The organism is Pseudomonas sp. LM13, from assembly GCF_041381355.1.
Lineage (GTDB): Bacteria > Pseudomonadota > Gammaproteobacteria > Pseudomonadales > Pseudomonadaceae > Stutzerimonas > Stutzerimonas frequens.
Genome location: NZ_JACBXH010000038.1, coordinates 1 through 14097 on the forward strand (window position 1 = coordinate 1; position 14097 = coordinate 14097).

Consider the following 14097-nt stretch of genomic DNA (forward strand, 5'->3'; position numbering starts at 1 on the left):
CACTTCCAGGCTATTCGCTAACTTTCAAAGGTGCTGCGTTTTTTTAGTTTTTCCTTGATATCTCTATCGCTCATTTCACCAAACCCTGCGGCGGCTAGGATTCGATAAAATATGTTTTTTGGGTAAAGTGCATCGGCTACCAGCTCAATCTGCTGTAGCAGCTCCATGAAGTGCTGGGAGTCGGCGAAATAGTTAGGGTACGCTTGCTTTAAATTGTGCACCGAATCAACAGAGATAAGGGCGACAACCGTCTTCTTTCTTTTTTTGCTTTCTTTTTCTAATTTTAGGTACTCGGCGGTCGCGGTGTTGAGCTCTTTTTCAGGAAATTTTGTTATTTCTAGTTTGTTTGTGTCTCGGTGGAGAACTAGAAGGTTGTAGCCGCCCGTCTGTCTTAGTTGCTTTGTTGGGTTTAAATTTTCGACAAGCCTTGAGAACTCATCAAATTTTTCTTTGATTTTCATGTCGCGGTATAAGCTTATGAAAGTTTCTAAACTTTCGCAGGCGTATAATTCTGTGCCGCTTTCTAGCTTTTCGAGTTCAATACTGGCTGCTTTGAAAAATTCTTTCCAGTTGTATTTTCCGTCGTTGGATTTTAGGTTTTGATTGGTAAATAGATCAACAATCTCTACGGCAGTTGACCAGGCATGCTGAGTACGGCTGCGTAGTTGTATTTCTATTTTGTAAGACGTATGGGTTGTGCTTACAGGCCATATGATGTGAATGCCTCTATAGCCATCTTCCTTTGGATTGATAATATAGTTTTTGTATTTTAGTTCGCCGCCTCTGTTGATTTCTTTGTATATGCGGTGAAGGACCTTGTTGTTTCTGATGACCGCGCGGCATCCGCCAATATCTTGCATGTTTCTAAGCTTCATCCCCTCGTGGCGCCGAAGTTTAGAAATAATCGAAGGTGTCCGTTTTAGTCTCTTCGCTATCAGGGCTGTCGGGTCATGCTTATCACACACCCGTTTAAGCATGATAGTGGTGCTTTCTAATGCAGAAGCGTGCGCCGTCCGCCAGTAGGAAAGCGCATCCATACTCTGGTTGTAATCTTCTGAGTCAATATCTGGAGAGCTTGCAAGTATGTCTCCGGCTTTTTCGATTTGTTTTTTTGAATATTTCTTTTCAAGCTCGGACGTGATTGCGACTTCTGTCATGATTTTAAGGGCCGATTAGAATCGGCCCATGCCATCCTTTGCGTCTGTATGTGGTAATGGATTAAGTCAATCCCAGCTCAAAGCCCCACCCGTCTGATATTCAATAACCCGCGTCTCGAAGAAGTTCTTCTCCTTCTTGAGGTCCATGATCTCGCTCATCCACGGGAACGGGTTGGTGGTGCCTGGGTACTCTTCCTTCAACCCGATCTGCGTCAGACGACGGTTGGCGATGAACTTGAGGTAGTCCTCCATCATTGCGGCGTTCATGCCGAGGACGCCACGGGGCATGGTGTCGCGGGCGTATTCGATTTCCAGCTGGGTGCCCTGGAGGATCATCTGGGTCGCTTCGTCCTTCATGTCGGCGTCCCACAGGTGCGGGTTTTCGATCTTGATCTGGTTGATCATGTCGATGCCGAAGTTCAGGTGCATGGATTCGTCGCGCAGGATGTACTGGAACTGCTCGGCGGTGCCGGTCATCTTGTTGCGGCGGCCCATGGAGAGGATCTGGGTGAAGCCGCAGTAGAAGAAGATGCCTTCGAGTACGCAGTAGTAGGCGATGAGGTTGCGCAGGAACTGCTTGTCGGTCTCTGGGGTGCCGGTCTGGAAGGTCGGGTCGGAGATGGAACGGGTGTACTTGAGGCCCCAGCTGGCCTTTTTCGCGACGCTCGGGATCTCGTGGTACATGTTGAAGATCTCGCCTTCGTCCATGCCCAGCGATTCGATGCAGTACTGGTAGGCGTGGGTGTGGATCGCCTCTTCGAAGGCCTGGCGCAGGATGTACTGGCGGCACTCGGGGTTGGTGATCAGGCGGTAGGTGGCCAGCACGAGGTTGTTGGCGACCAGGCTGTCGGCGGTGGAGAAGAAGCCGAGGTTGCGCTTGACGATGCGGCGCTCGTCTTCGCTGAGGCCGTCCTTGCTCTTCCACAGGGCAATGTCGGCGTTCATGTTCACTTCCTGCGGCATCCAGTGGTTGGCGCAACCATCCAGATACTTCTGCCAGGCCCAGTCGTACTTGAAGGGGACGAGCTGGTTGAGGTCGGCGCGGGCGTTGATCATGCGCTTCTCGTCGACGCGCACGCGGGCGGCTTCGCCCTCCAGTTCGTTGAGGCCTTCGCGGATGTCCAGCTCGTCCAGCGCGCGCTTGGCACGGGCGATGGCGTCGGAGTCGTCAGCGGCAACGGCGCGGGCTTCTTCCACGGAGCCGGCGGCTTCGTTGTCCAGCTTGGCGGTGGCCTGGCTTGCCGGCTGCGCGGCAGCGGTGGCCGGCGCGGCGGTGGTGGTGTCTTCTTCGTCGAATTCGTCCCAGCTCAGCATGTGCGATTGCTCCTGATCGGGGACCGGGGCTTGGCCGGTCGGATGTATTTGGGTGGCTTTTGGTTTGCACGCAAAAGCGGTGTCTGGTTTTGGCCGAGGTAGGTCGGGCCTTTTGTATCGTCTGGTGGGGTTGCCCCTCACCCTAACCCTCTCCCCGGAGGGGCGAGGGGACTGGTTCGGCGTTGGCGTCTGGCTTGTTCGATCGGTAGCCACTGCGTTGGCCTTGGGCTCCTGGCGAGCAGGAGCGGGCCGTTCTGTTTCCTTGTTGCAACAGGGTGCGAGCGTGGAGCTGAGCGAGTGGCTGCTAGGCGGCTGCCGAGCCGGAACCCCTGAGCGTACAGCTGTACGTGATGGGGTCCGGTTTGGCGGCCAACGCCGCAGACGCCGCTCAGCTACGCGCGACTTCTATTACTGGCAGGCTTCGCAGTCGGGGTTATCGATACTGCACGCCAGCGGCACCGGAGCCGGCTTCGGCTCTGCAGCCGGCGCGGCGCTGGCGGAGTTCGCCGTCTCGCTGCCACCACTGGACACGGCATTCAGCTTGCCGGTGTTGATGGTGGACTTCTCGGTGCTGGTCGCGGCCAGGGCACGGAGGTAGTAGGTGGTTTTCAGACCACGGTACCAGGCCATGCGGTAGGTCACGTCGAGCTTCTTGCCCGAGGCGCCGGCGATGTAGAGGTTCAGCGACTGGGCCTGGTCGATCCACTTCTGACGGCGGCTGGCGGCGTCGACGATCCAGCGGGTTTCCACTTCGAAGGCGGTGGCGTACAGGTCCTTCAGGTCCTGCGGGATGCGCTCGATCTGCTGTACGGAGCCGTCGTAGTACTTGAGGTCGTTGACCATCACCGGATCCCACAGGCCGCGAGCCTTGAGGTCATGGACCAGGTACGGGTTGATCACGGTGAACTCGCCGGACAGGTTCGATTTGACGTACAGGTTCTGGTACGTCGGCTCGATGGACTGCGACACGCCAACGATGTTGGAGATGGTCGCGGTCGGGGCGATGGCCATGATGTTGGAGTTGCGGATGCCTTTCTTGACGCGCTCGCGGATCGGCGCCCAGTCCAGGGATTCGCTCAGGTCGACGTCGATGTACTTCTGGCCACGGGCCTCGATGAGGATCTGCTGCGAATCCAGCGGCAGGATGCCCTTGGACCACAGCGAGCCTTCGAAGCTGGAGTAGGCGCCGCGCTCGTCGGCCAGGTCACAGGAGGCCTGGATGGCGTAGTAGCTGATGGCTTCCATGGACTTGTCGGCGAAGTCGATGGCGGCATCGGAGCCGTAGGCGATGTGCTGCAGGTACAGGGCGTCCTGGAAGCCCATGATGCCCAGGCCCACCGGACGGTGCTTGAAGTTGGCGTTCTGCGCCTGCGGCACGCTGTAGTAGTTGATGTCGATGACGTTATCGAGCATGCGCACGGCGGTGCGCACGGTGCGCTCCAGCTTGGCCGCGTCCAGCTTGCCGTCGACGATGTGGTTGACCAGGTTGATCGAGCCCAGGTTGCAGACGGCGATCTCGTCCTTGTTGGTGTTCAGGGTGATCTCGGTGCAGAGGTTGGAGCTGTGCACCACGCCGACGTGCTGCTGCGGGCTGCGCAGGTTGCACGGGTCCTTGAAGGTCAGCCACGGGTGGCCGGTCTCGAACAGCATCGAGAGCATTTTGCGCCACAGGTCCTTGGCCGGCAGGGTCTTGAACAGCTTGATCTTGCCGTACTTGGTCAGCTCCTCGTAGTACTCGTAACGCTCCTCGAAGGCGCGGCCGGTGAGGTCGTGCAGGTCCGGTACGTCGGAGGGGGAGAACAGGGTCCACTGGCCGTCGTCGAAGACGCGCTTCATGAACAGGTCCGGAATCCAGTTCGCGGTGTTCATGTCGTGGGTACGGCGACGGTCGTCACCGGTGTTCTTGCGCAGCTCGAGGAATTCCTCGATGTCCAGGTGCCAGGTTTCCAGGTAGGCGCAGACCGCGCCCTTGCGCTTGCCGCCCTGGTTGACCGCGACGGCGGTGTCGTTGACCACTTTCAGGAAGGGCACGACGCCCTGGGATTTGCCGTTGGTGCCCTTGATGTAGGCGCCCAGTGCGCGCACCGGGGTCCAGTCGTTGCCCAGGCCGCCGGCGAACTTGGAGAGCAGGGCGTTATCGCGGATGGCGTCGTAGATGCCGCCCAGATCGTCCGGCACGGTGGTCAGGTAGCAGGACGACAGCTGCGGGCGCAGGGTGCCGGCGTTGAACAGAGTCGGCGTCGAGGCCATGTAGTCGAAGGACGATAGCAGGTTGTAGAACTCGATGGCACGCACTTCCTTCTGCTCTTCCTCGATTGCCAGGCCCATGGCGACGCGCATGAAGAAGATCTGCGGCAGTTCGAAGCGCACGTCATTCTTGTGAATGAAGTAGCGGTCGTAGAGGGTCTGCAGGCCGAGGTAGGTGAACTGCTGGTCGCGCTCGTGGTTCAGCGCGGCGCCCAGCTTGGCCAGGTCGTAGCTCTTGAGCTTGGAATCGAGCAGTTCGAACTCGACGCCTTTCTCGATGTAGGCCGGCAGGGCCTTGGCGTACAGATCGGCCATCTCGTGGTGCGTGGCGGACTCGGCTACGCCGAGGAAGCCCAGGGCTTCGGCACGCAGGGTGTCCATCAGCAGACGCGCGGTGACCTGGCTGTAGTTCGGCTCGCGCTCGACCAGGGTGCGGGCAGTCATCACCAGGGCAGTGTTGACGTCCTTCTCGGCCACGCCGTCGTAGAGGTTCTTCAGGGTTTCACGCTCGATCAGCGCGCCGTCGACCTCGGCCAGGCCTTCGCAGGCTTCACGAATGATGGTCTGCAGGCGGCCCATGTCCAGCGGCTGCTGGCTGCCATCGGCGCGGGTAACACGGATGCTCGGGTGCGGCTGGGCGATGTCGCTGCTGTCGCTGGCGCTCTTGCGCTTGGCGGCCTGGGCTTCGCGGTAGATCACGTAGTCACGGGCGACCTTCTGCTCGCCGGCGCGCATCAGGGCCAGTTCGACCTGGTCCTGGATTTCCTCGATGTGGATGGTGCCGCCCGAAGGCATGCGACGACGGAAAGTGGCGGTGACCTGCTCGGTCAGGCGCGCGACGGTGTCATGGATGCGCGAGGAAGCGGCAGCGTTGCCACCTTCCACTGCGAGAAAGGCCTTGGTGATGGCTACGGTGATCTTGTCGTCGGTGTAGGGGACGACGGTACCGTTGCGCTTGATCACGCGCAGCTGGCCCGGGGCGGTAGCCGCCAGATCCGGTGCATCGGCTGACAGCGGGTTCTCGCGAGTGGATTGGTTTTGCATGGGGGCTCCGGATTCTATTTTTTGATCGCGTTCTGAGTCTGTCTGCGCAGGCCTGGTCGGCCCTCGCGTCGTTATTGCATGAACCTGCCCCGCATGGCGGCGCATGGTGGTATCGCAAGGAAAATAGTCCTGACTCGGCCGCTCACGAGCTAAGTCGTTGCCGGAAGGATAGTCAGGCTGGAAAAACTGTCAACACAATATGTTGTGTTTTGTTATGGGTCAGAGCACAGCTGCTGGTTCTGCGCCTGAAGTCAGGGAGACGACTGTCGAAGGCTTGCATTAATGCTTGACCTGAGGCTGCCGACGGTGTTGCAGAGCAGTGAGACGCGTGGCGATAGCCTAGCGCTCGAAAATGTCTCGATTGTGTCACTTGGCCCGTCTAGGCCCAACATCTAGGGCCTGCGGCGCGCAAGGGCGACAAGATAATGCTGGCTCGAGGCCAATGCAAGGCAGTCTGCCGGGATAACCTGTGGATAAGGTGTGTGCGGTTTGTGGGTGAAAGCTGGGCGTCCGGCCGCAACCCGCATGGCTCCGGCGCTTGGCTGAATGCCGACGAAATACGCGCCGCCGGGCATATTTTGATGATGGTCAATGACACAACATGTTGTGTTTGCCGATGCCCGCTTTTTGTGCATCGTTCGCGTCCGGGCGTTGGGTACAATGCGCGCTGTTCGGTTTGTGGCCTGACGCGTAGACAGGGGGCGGGGATGGAACAAGAGACGTGGCGGATTCTCATCGTCGAGGACGATCGACGGCTGGCCGAGTTGACGCAGGAGTATCTGCACAGCAACGGCGGCTTCGAGGTGTCGATCGAGTCGGACGGCGCCTGCGCGGTCGAGCGTATCATCGAGGAGCGTCCGGACCTGGTGGTGCTCGACCTGATGCTACCCGGGGAGGATGGCCTGTCGATCTGCCGGCGGGTGCGTGACCGCTACGATGGCCCGATCCTCATGCTCACCGCGCGGGCCGACGACCTGGATCAGGTGCTGGGGCTGGAAACCGGCGCCGACGACTATGTCTGCAAGCCGGTGCGGCCGCGTCTGTTGCTGGCGCGCATCCGCGCCTTGCTGCGCCGTCAGCCGCCGGAAACGCCGTCCAATGCCAAGCGCCTGCAGTTCGGCCCGCTGGTGATCGACAGTGCCTTGCGCGAGGCCTGGCTGCGCGAGCACCAGATCGAGCTGACCGGCGCCGAGTTCGACTTGCTCTGGCTGCTGACCTCCAACCCCGGGCGAATTCTCTCGCGCGAAGAAATCTTCGCCGAGCTGCGCGGCATCGAGTACGACGGCCAGGACCGCTCCATCGATGTGCGCATCTCGCGCATTCGGCCAAAGATCGGTGATGACCCGGATCACCCGCGGCTGATCAAGACGGTGCGTGGCAAGGGCTATCTGTTCGTGTCCGAAGCTGCCGTGGCGATGGTGTAGCGCCGCTTTCCATGAACTCGATCTTTCTGCGCATCTACGGCGGCATGCTCGGCGTGCTGGTGCTGGTGGCGCTGCTCGGCGCCGGCGGGCTGCATCTGCTCAACCAGTTTCGCGCGGACGATCACCGCGAGCGCCTGGCCAGCGGCACCTTCCGTCTGATGGCGCACAACATGAGCAGCATGACGCCCATCGAGCGGCGTCAGGCGGCGAACCTGTGGGGGCGGCTGCTGGGTATCCCGCTGCGGGTGCGGACGCTGGATGATGTCAGCCTGGAAAGCAGCCTGGAGGCGCGCCTGCTGCGCGGGCAGGTGCTGGTCGAGCAGATCCGCCCGCAGAGCACCACGGTGTTCAGTCTGGTCAGCGCGCGGGACCGGCTGGTGCTTACCGGCGAGGTGGAGCAGCTCAGCGAGCAGCTGGCGCGCGCCACCATCTATCTGCTGATCGACGAGCTGATCCGTTATCCCGAAGCCGAACAGCCACAGCGCCTTGCCGAGCTGAAGCGGGCGCGCGGCTTCGGCTTCAATCTGGAGCTGCTGACCCGCGACAGCGCCAACCTCGATGATGACCAGCGTCGGCGACTGGACGAGGGCGATACGGTGATGGCGCTCGCCCGCGGCGGTGATGCCGTGCGCGTGTTCGCCGCCGTTGCCGGTACACGCTGGATCATGCAGCTCGGCCCGCTGCATCAGATGAACCCCTATCCGCCGCAGCTGCTGGTGCTGATCGGCGTGCTCGGGCTGTCGTTGATCGGCCTGACGGTCTACCTGCTGGTGCGCCAGCTGGAGCAACGCCTGAGCGTGCTGGAAAGCGCGGCCACGCGCATCGCCGCGGGCAATCTGGAAACTCGCGTGCCGGATGTCGGCACCGACTCGGTCGGGCGGCTGGCGGCGGCCTTCAATGGCATGGCCAAGCACCTGCAGCGCTTGCTGGCGGTGCAGCGGGAGATGGTCAGCGCCGTTGCCCATGAGCTGCGTACGCCGGTGGCACGGCTGCGTTTCGGCCTGGAGATGACCGCCGAGGCACCGACCGACGAGGCCCGGGACAAGTACCTGAAAGGCATGGATGGCGATATTGACGACCTCGATGCGCTGGTGGACGAGATGCTGGTGTATTCGCGGCTGGAACGCGGTTCGCCGAACCTGAGTTTCCAGCGCGTGGAGCTGGGTGCGCTGGTCGATCAGGTGATCGGCGAGCTGGCGCCGTTGCGCCCGGTTGTTGGCGTCGCGCGTGGCGAGTGTGTGCTGGCGGAGGACGGTAGTGGTTGGGCCGACGCCGAGCCGCAGTACCTGCGCCGTGCCCTGAGCAACCTCATCACCAATGCCATGCGCCATGCCGAAAGCCAGGTGCGGGTCAGCTTCGCCATCGGCGGGGAAACGGCACGGCTGGATGTGGACGACGACGGTCCTGGTGTGCCGGAGGCGGATTGGGAGAAGGTCTTCACGCCATTCCTGCGTCTGGACGACAGTCGCACCCGCGCGTCAGGCGGACACGGGCTGGGCCTGTCCATCGTGCGGCGCATCGTCTACTGGCATGGCGGCCGTTCGCAGGTCGGCCACAGCGCATTGGGTGGGGCGCGTTTCAGCCTGGTCTGGCCAAGGCGGCACGCGGATTAAGGTGAGGGCGGCTGCCTGTAGGGTGGGCTTCAGCCCACCTTCGGCCGTGGTGTGGGGGGGCAGTGGCGGGCTAAAGCCCGCCCTACGATGACTTGAGACCGCCTTGATGTAACGCTCGCATGCGTCCGGTTCGCCTCGTGTAGGGTGGGCTTCAGCCCACCGGCAGCGGTGGCGAGGGCTGGTGGGCTGAAGCCCACTCTACGCGAATGCTACGTAGTGCCCGCGCCCCAATCTCCATCAACGAATCCGGCCTTCATCCAGCGTCAGCTCTTCCTTGGCGAAGTCATCCACGTCGATCACCTTGCGGCGCGCCAGCTCGGCCATGCGCAGCTGTTCGGCTTCGGCCGGATCGAGCGCGCCGGCGGTCAGCGCTGCATCGATCGGATGTTCGCCGGGCAACGGCCGCAGCGTGCCGCCTTTCATCGCCTTGGCCAGCTTCTTCGCCGCACCCTGGCTGGCGGCCAGGGCGTCGAAGGCATGCTTCAGCGCCCCCAGAGGCTGCTCGGGGTCCTGCGGGCGATACATGCCGTCGAGGATGCGTTCCAGCGCCGGATCGCCCTCGGGGCGGCCGAGCAGAGCGGCGACTTCCGCATCCAGCACGTCGGACGGCCCCTTATGCCGTGCACCGAAGGGGAACACCAGGGCATGCAGCAGGTGCCCGAGAATGCGGTTGGGGAAGTTGGCCAGCACTTCCTGCAGCGCGCTTTCGGCTTTCTCCAGGCAGTCCTCCAGCGCCCAGCGCAGCAGCGGCTCTTGTTCGGCCGGGTGGCCGAGGTCGTGGAACTGCTTGAGCGCAGCCGAGGCGAGGTAGAGATGACTGAGCACGTCGCCCAGGCGCGCAGACAGCCGCTCGCGGCGCTTGAGCTCGCCGCCCAGCAGCATCATCGACAGATCGGCGAGCATGGCGAAGGCTGCGGCGATGCGGTTGAGCGCGCGGAAGTAGGGCTGCGTCACGGCGGTGCCGGGCACTCGCCCCATCAGGCCGAAGCTCAGCCCCAGCAGCAGGGTGCTGGCGGTGTTGCTGACGGCGAAGCCGATATGCTGCATCAGCAGGTCGTCGAACTTCACCACCGCAGCGTCGCGATCGGGCTCGTGGACCAGCTCCATTTCCTTGAGCACGAACGGATGGCAGCGGATCGCGCCCTGGCCGAAGATCATCAGGTTGCGCGAGAGGATGTTCGCGCCCTCCACGGTGATCGAGATCGGCGCCGACAGCCACATCCGGCCGAGGTAGTTGTTCGGCCCGAGGATGATGCCCTTGCCGCCGTGGATGTCCATGGCGTCGGTGATGCAGGCGCGGCCGCGCTCGGTGAGGTGGTACTTGAGAATGGCAGACAGCACCGAGGGCTTCTCGCCCAGGTCGACGGCATTGGCGGTGAGGATGCGCGCCGCGTCCATCAGCCAGGCGTTACCGCCGATGCGCGCCAGCGGTTCCTGGATGCCTTCGAAGGCGGCGAGCGGTACGTTGAACTGCTCGCGGACCTGCGCGTAGCGGCCGCTCACGTAGCTGCAGACCTTGGCCGCGCTGGTGCCGGTCGCCGGCAGCGAGATCGAGCGGCCGACCGACAGGCAGTTCATCAACATCATCCAGCCTTTGCCGATCATGTCGCGGCCGCCGATGATGGCTTCCAGCGGCACGAAGACATCCTTGCCCCAGTTCGGCCCGTTCATGAAGGCAGCGCCCAGTGGCAGATGGCGACGGCCGATCTCGACGCCGGGCGTGTCGGTGGGGATCAGCGCCAGACTGATGCCGAGTTCTTCCTCATCGCCCAGCAAGTGGTCCGGGTCGTAGGTCTTGAAGGCCACGCCGAGCAGGGTCGCGACCGGCCCGAGGGTGATGTAGCGCTTCTCCCAGTTCAGGCGCAGACCGAGCACTTCTTCGCCCTGCCATTGGCCGCGGCAGATCACGCCGCTGTCGTTCATCGCACCGGCATCGCTGCCCGCGTAGGGGCCGGTCAGGGCAAAGCAGGGAATGTCGGTACCGTTGGCCAGGCGCGGCAGGTAGTGGTTGCGTTGCTCATCGGTGCCGTAGTGCATCAGCAGCTCGGCCGGGCCGAGAGAGTTGGGCACCATCACGGTGCTGGCCAGGTCACCGCTGCGGGTGGCGAGTTTCATCACGATCTGCGAGTGGGCGTAGGCGGAGAAGCCCTTGCCGCCGTACTCCTTGGGGATGATCAGGGCAAAGAAGCCTTCGGCCTTGATGTAGTCCCAGGCGGCGGGCGGCAGGTCCATGCGCTGGGCGATATCCCATTCGCTGACCAGTTCGCAGAGGGTTTCGGTAGGGCCGTCGAGGAAGGCCTGTTCTTCATCCGTCAGGCGCGCCTTCGGATAGCCGAGCAGGGTGTCCCAGTCCGGCCGACCGCTGAACAGCTCGCCGTCCCACCAGACGGTGCCGGCATCGATGGCGTCGCGCTCGGTGGCGGAAATCGGCGGCAGCACCTTCTTGAACCAGTCGAACATCGGGCCGCTGAAGTACTTGCGGCGCACGTCTGCGACCAGCAGTGGCACCGCGATGGCGATCAGGGCGATCCAGAGCAGGAATACCACCACCCCGGAGGTGTCGGCAGCGGTCATGAAGACCAGGTAGGTGGCGACGACCGCCAGCGCCAGACGGGGCGATACGCGCAGGTGGGCGAGAACGGCAATGCCGAGCAGTAGAACCAGCAACCAGAGCAGCGTCATGAGTCTTATCCTTTTGGGTTCGAACAGCTTCCGTCTTCAGCATAGGCGCTTGCGCCGCTGCAGCGAAGGGACGAGGTGTCGCCGCCGGCCAACCGGCGGCGATGGGCATGGCTCAGGTCGGCCGAGCGCCAGGCATGTGCGTGTCGGCGTCGGCGGCGTTCTGGTTGGCTGCCGGCTTTTGCTGCGGCACGCCGGCAACATTGATTTCCGGCAGTTGCCCACCGATGAACTCGATGCTGCGGGTGGGGAAGGCGAACTGCACGTCCATGTCGCGAATACCCTGCAGCAGGGCGAGGTTGATCTCCTGCTGGGTGTCCATGTACTTGTTGTAGTCCGATACCTGCATGATGTAGACGACTTCGAAGGTCAACTGGCTGTCGTCGAACCCCAGGAAATGCGCGCGATCGAACTTGGCCACCTCGATGCCCTCGATGATGCGTTTCACCAGGGCGGCGACTTCCTTCACCTTCTCGGTCGGCGTGTTGTAGGTGATGCCGAACTTGAAGACGATCCGCCGCGTGTTCATGCGCTTGTAGTTGTGCACGATCTGGCGCAGCAGGTCAGCGTTGGCGATCACCACCTGCTCGCCGCTCAGGGCGCGGATGCGGGTGGTCTTCAGGCCGATATGCTCGATGTTGCCGGCCACCTCGCCGAACACCACGAAGTCGCCGATCTCGAAGGGCTTGTCCACGCCGATGGATAGCGAGGCGAAGATGTCGCTGAGCAGCGTCTGCACGGCCAGCGCGATGGCGATACCGCCGACGCCGAGGCTGGCGATCATGGCGGTGATGTCGACGCCCAGGTTGGCCAGGATCGACAGCAGCATCATGGTCCAGACCACGATGCGGATCATGATGCCGATGATGGTGGTGGTCACCGGATTACGCGCCTTGCCGTCGCGGGTCAGGCTCTCCATCCACAGGCGCACGCCGGTATCCATCCACAGCGCGATCTGGAACGCCAGGGCGATGAACCAGCCATGGGACATGGTCGATTCCCAGCGTGGCGACAATTCGACCGTCTTCAGGGCGATGAGCAGTGAGAAAGCCAGGATCAGCAGGTTGCTGGTGCGCGAAAGCAGTTCAGCTGCGATGCCGAGAAACTTGGTCTTGGACCCTGTGGCCAGCTTGTTGAGGCGCCGCGTGACGATCCCGAGGATGGCGCGTAGGACCAGATAGCTGACGATGGTGATGCCCAGCACGATCGCCAGGTTGATCCAGAGAGTCTCGTTGAGCAGGGCGTCCCAGTTCATCCATATCCTCCGATAGGGGTGCGCATGATGCAGCGAAGGCCACGTTTTTCAGTTGCCCTCGCTGCTCATAAGTTCCCTGGTCGGTGGGCGGGCGGAGGCCTGCGACGCCTGCTCTGCGTCAGTCCCGCTGCAGCGCGCTGGCGAGCTGGTCGTAACCGCCGGCGTTGATGACCTGGCTGTAACCGAGCTTCTCGAGCACTTCCTGGGCGGCGGACGAGCGCCTGCCGCTGCGACAGTAGAGCACCACCGGCGTGTCCTTCCGGGGTGCCAGAGCCTCGATATTGCGGGCCAGGTCTGGGGTCTCGATGCGGGTGGCGCCGGGCAGGGCGCCCTCGGCAAACTCCTCTGCCGTACGCACGTCGATCAAGACGACGTCCGGCTGCTGCAGCGCCTGAAGCGCGGAGTCACGGTCGATCCCGCCGGCGGTAGCGGCCATGCTCAGGGTGAGCAGGGCGAAGAGGCTGGTCGTGCGCATCTGGCTACCTCGCGGCGCGCCGTAGCGCGCTCAGCTGAATATACGGGACAGGTTCGGCAGTATCAGGATCACTGCCGTGGCGATGACGATCAGAGTCGCCTGCCGAAATTTCTTCTGCTTGAGCATGACATGGCCTTTTCTTCTTGTGTGCAGCGGATTGTTGCCCGACCAGAAGGTTGTGACGGAATGGCTCGCTCGGTTTTCCTCTTTGCGGCTGCGGAAATGAGACGTGCCGGACATTCACCCCTGGGAAATAATCGCAGCAAGTTTCACACCAGAAACTCACCCCCACTCGTTGAGCAGCGCGTGGCCTTCGGTTGTCACCTATTGAGTGAACTGCCCAAGAGACCACCCATGCACACCGTAAAACTGACCACGTTACTGTTGCTATCCGCAGCTGCGGCTGCCGCGAACGCACAAGAGCGAGACATGACCCTCGAGCAGGAGCGCGACCGAATGGGCGCCCAGATGGAGGAAAATCGCCAACAGATCGGCCGCGATATCAACCGTATCCGCGAACCGGCAACCACGCAGGGCCCTGCACCGACCCTCAACCGTGGTGGCGTTCAGAGCGATGCCTACAACCCGCGTCCCGCCGTACCCGGCAATGCCGGTTCGGCCGCAGGGACCGGGTTGCCGAGCGCCCAGGACAACGAGCGACGGTCGACCGGCGGCACTGGCACCGCACCGGTTCAAGGAACCACCGGGGCGCCGGTGACGCCGAGTGGTGCCAATGGAAACGCCAATCCGGGAGCCGTCACGCCGCCGGGTGGAATCGGAACAGGTAACGGTAACGGCACCGGCGGAGCGGCCATTGGCGGCGCGACCAGCGGGAACCCGACCGGCGGTGCTGCCGGTCAGCGCTAGCAGGACCAAGGCAGGCGATAAC

At 62.4% G+C, this 14097-nt stretch carries 10 protein-coding genes; 3 read left to right on the forward strand and 7 right to left on the reverse strand.

From position 1 onward, the window contains the following. Window positions 1–17 precede the first annotated feature (17 nt). The 3 genes from HZR81_RS18975 to HZR81_RS18985 form a co-directional block, all read right to left on the reverse strand. Window positions 18–1157 carry a RelA/SpoT domain-containing protein gene (locus tag HZR81_RS18975; RefSeq protein ID WP_253748005.1) on the reverse strand — a complete coding sequence of 380 codons (1140 nt, stop codon included), beginning with the start codon at window positions 1155–1157 and terminating at the stop codon, window positions 18–20. 66 nt (window positions 1158–1223) lie between these two features. Continuing rightward, a complete protein-coding gene (locus HZR81_RS18980) occupies window positions 1224–2471 on the reverse strand; it encodes a ribonucleotide-diphosphate reductase subunit beta (protein WP_500128962.1) in 1248 nt (415 codons plus the stop codon). Window positions 2472–2879: 408 nt separating this feature from the next. Beyond that, window positions 2880–5762, reverse strand: a complete 2883-nt coding sequence (locus HZR81_RS18985) for a ribonucleoside-diphosphate reductase subunit alpha (protein ID WP_500128963.1) — start codon at window positions 5760–5762, stop codon at window positions 2880–2882. Window positions 5763–6469: 707 nt separating this feature from the next. On the opposite strand from HZR81_RS18985, the gene HZR81_RS18990 reads away from it, so the two are divergent. Together HZR81_RS18990 and HZR81_RS18995 are read left to right on the forward strand one after the other, a co-directional pair. Beyond that, on the forward strand, window positions 6470–7186 hold the full coding sequence (locus HZR81_RS18990; RefSeq protein WP_156244490.1) for a winged helix-turn-helix domain-containing protein: 717 nt from the start codon (window positions 6470–6472) through the stop codon (window positions 7184–7186). Between the two features lie 11 nt (window positions 7187–7197). Beyond that, window positions 7198–8799 (forward strand): ATP-binding protein, encoded by a 1602-nt coding sequence (locus HZR81_RS18995; RefSeq protein ID WP_095461161.1) that lies wholly within the window; start codon window positions 7198–7200, stop codon window positions 8797–8799. A gap of 237 nt (window positions 8800–9036) precedes the next feature. On the opposite strand, the gene HZR81_RS19000 is transcribed toward HZR81_RS18995, so the two are convergent. The 4 genes from HZR81_RS19000 to HZR81_RS19015 all read right to left on the reverse strand — a co-directional run bounded on the left by HZR81_RS19000 (window position 9037) and on the right by HZR81_RS19015 (window position 13448). After that, on the reverse strand, window positions 9037–11481 hold the full coding sequence (locus HZR81_RS19000) for an acyl-CoA dehydrogenase (RefSeq protein WP_500128964.1): 2445 nt from the start codon (window positions 11479–11481) through the stop codon (window positions 9037–9039). A gap of 112 nt (window positions 11482–11593) precedes the next feature. Further along, window positions 11594–12733: a mechanosensitive ion channel family protein gene (locus HZR81_RS19005; RefSeq protein WP_500128965.1), complete on the reverse strand. Its 1140-nt coding sequence runs from the start codon at window positions 12731–12733 to the stop codon at window positions 11594–11596. A 118-nt stretch (window positions 12734–12851) separates the two neighbouring features. Then, window positions 12852–13208: a rhodanese-like domain-containing protein gene (locus tag HZR81_RS19010; protein ID WP_152481102.1), complete on the reverse strand. Its 357-nt coding sequence runs from the start codon at window positions 13206–13208 to the stop codon at window positions 12852–12854. 30 nt (window positions 13209–13238) lie between these two features. Next, the gene (locus HZR81_RS19015) at window positions 13239–13448 is read right to left on the reverse strand and encodes a hypothetical protein (RefSeq protein WP_500128984.1); all 210 of its coding nucleotides are present in this window, start codon (window positions 13446–13448) and stop codon (window positions 13239–13241) included. A gap of 114 nt (window positions 13449–13562) precedes the next feature. On the opposite strand from HZR81_RS19015, the gene HZR81_RS19020 reads away from it, so the two are divergent. Then, window positions 13563–14075: a hypothetical protein gene (locus HZR81_RS19020; RefSeq protein ID WP_500128966.1), complete on the forward strand. Its 513-nt coding sequence runs from the start codon at window positions 13563–13565 to the stop codon at window positions 14073–14075. Window positions 14076–14097: the final 22 nt, after the last annotated feature.

Coding starts and splice junctions, on each gene's coding strand:
- HZR81_RS18975 (WP_253748005.1), bottom strand. CDS start 1,157: ATGACAGAAGTCGCAATCACGTCCGAGCTTGAAAAGAAATATTCAAAA.
- HZR81_RS18980 (WP_500128962.1), bottom strand. CDS start 2,471: ATGCTGAGCTGGGACGAATTCGACGAAGAAGACACCACCACCGCCGCG.
- HZR81_RS18985 (WP_500128963.1), bottom strand. CDS start 5,762: ATGCAAAACCAATCCACTCGCGAGAACCCGCTGTCAGCCGATGCACCG.
- HZR81_RS18990 (WP_156244490.1), top strand. CDS start 6,470: ATGGAACAAGAGACGTGGCGGATTCTCATCGTCGAGGACGATCGACGG.
- HZR81_RS18995 (WP_095461161.1), top strand. CDS start 7,198: ATGAACTCGATCTTTCTGCGCATCTACGGCGGCATGCTCGGCGTGCTG.
- HZR81_RS19000 (WP_500128964.1), bottom strand. CDS start 11,481: ATGACGCTGCTCTGGTTGCTGGTTCTACTGCTCGGCATTGCCGTTCTC.
- HZR81_RS19005 (WP_500128965.1), bottom strand. CDS start 12,733: ATGAACTGGGACGCCCTGCTCAACGAGACTCTCTGGATCAACCTGGCG.
- HZR81_RS19010 (WP_152481102.1), bottom strand. CDS start 13,208: ATGCGCACGACCAGCCTCTTCGCCCTGCTCACCCTGAGCATGGCCGCT.
- HZR81_RS19015 (WP_500128984.1), bottom strand. CDS start 13,448: ATGTCCGGCACGTCTCATTTCCGCAGCCGCAAAGAGGAAAACCGAGCG.
- HZR81_RS19020 (WP_500128966.1), top strand. CDS start 13,563: ATGCACACCGTAAAACTGACCACGTTACTGTTGCTATCCGCAGCTGCG.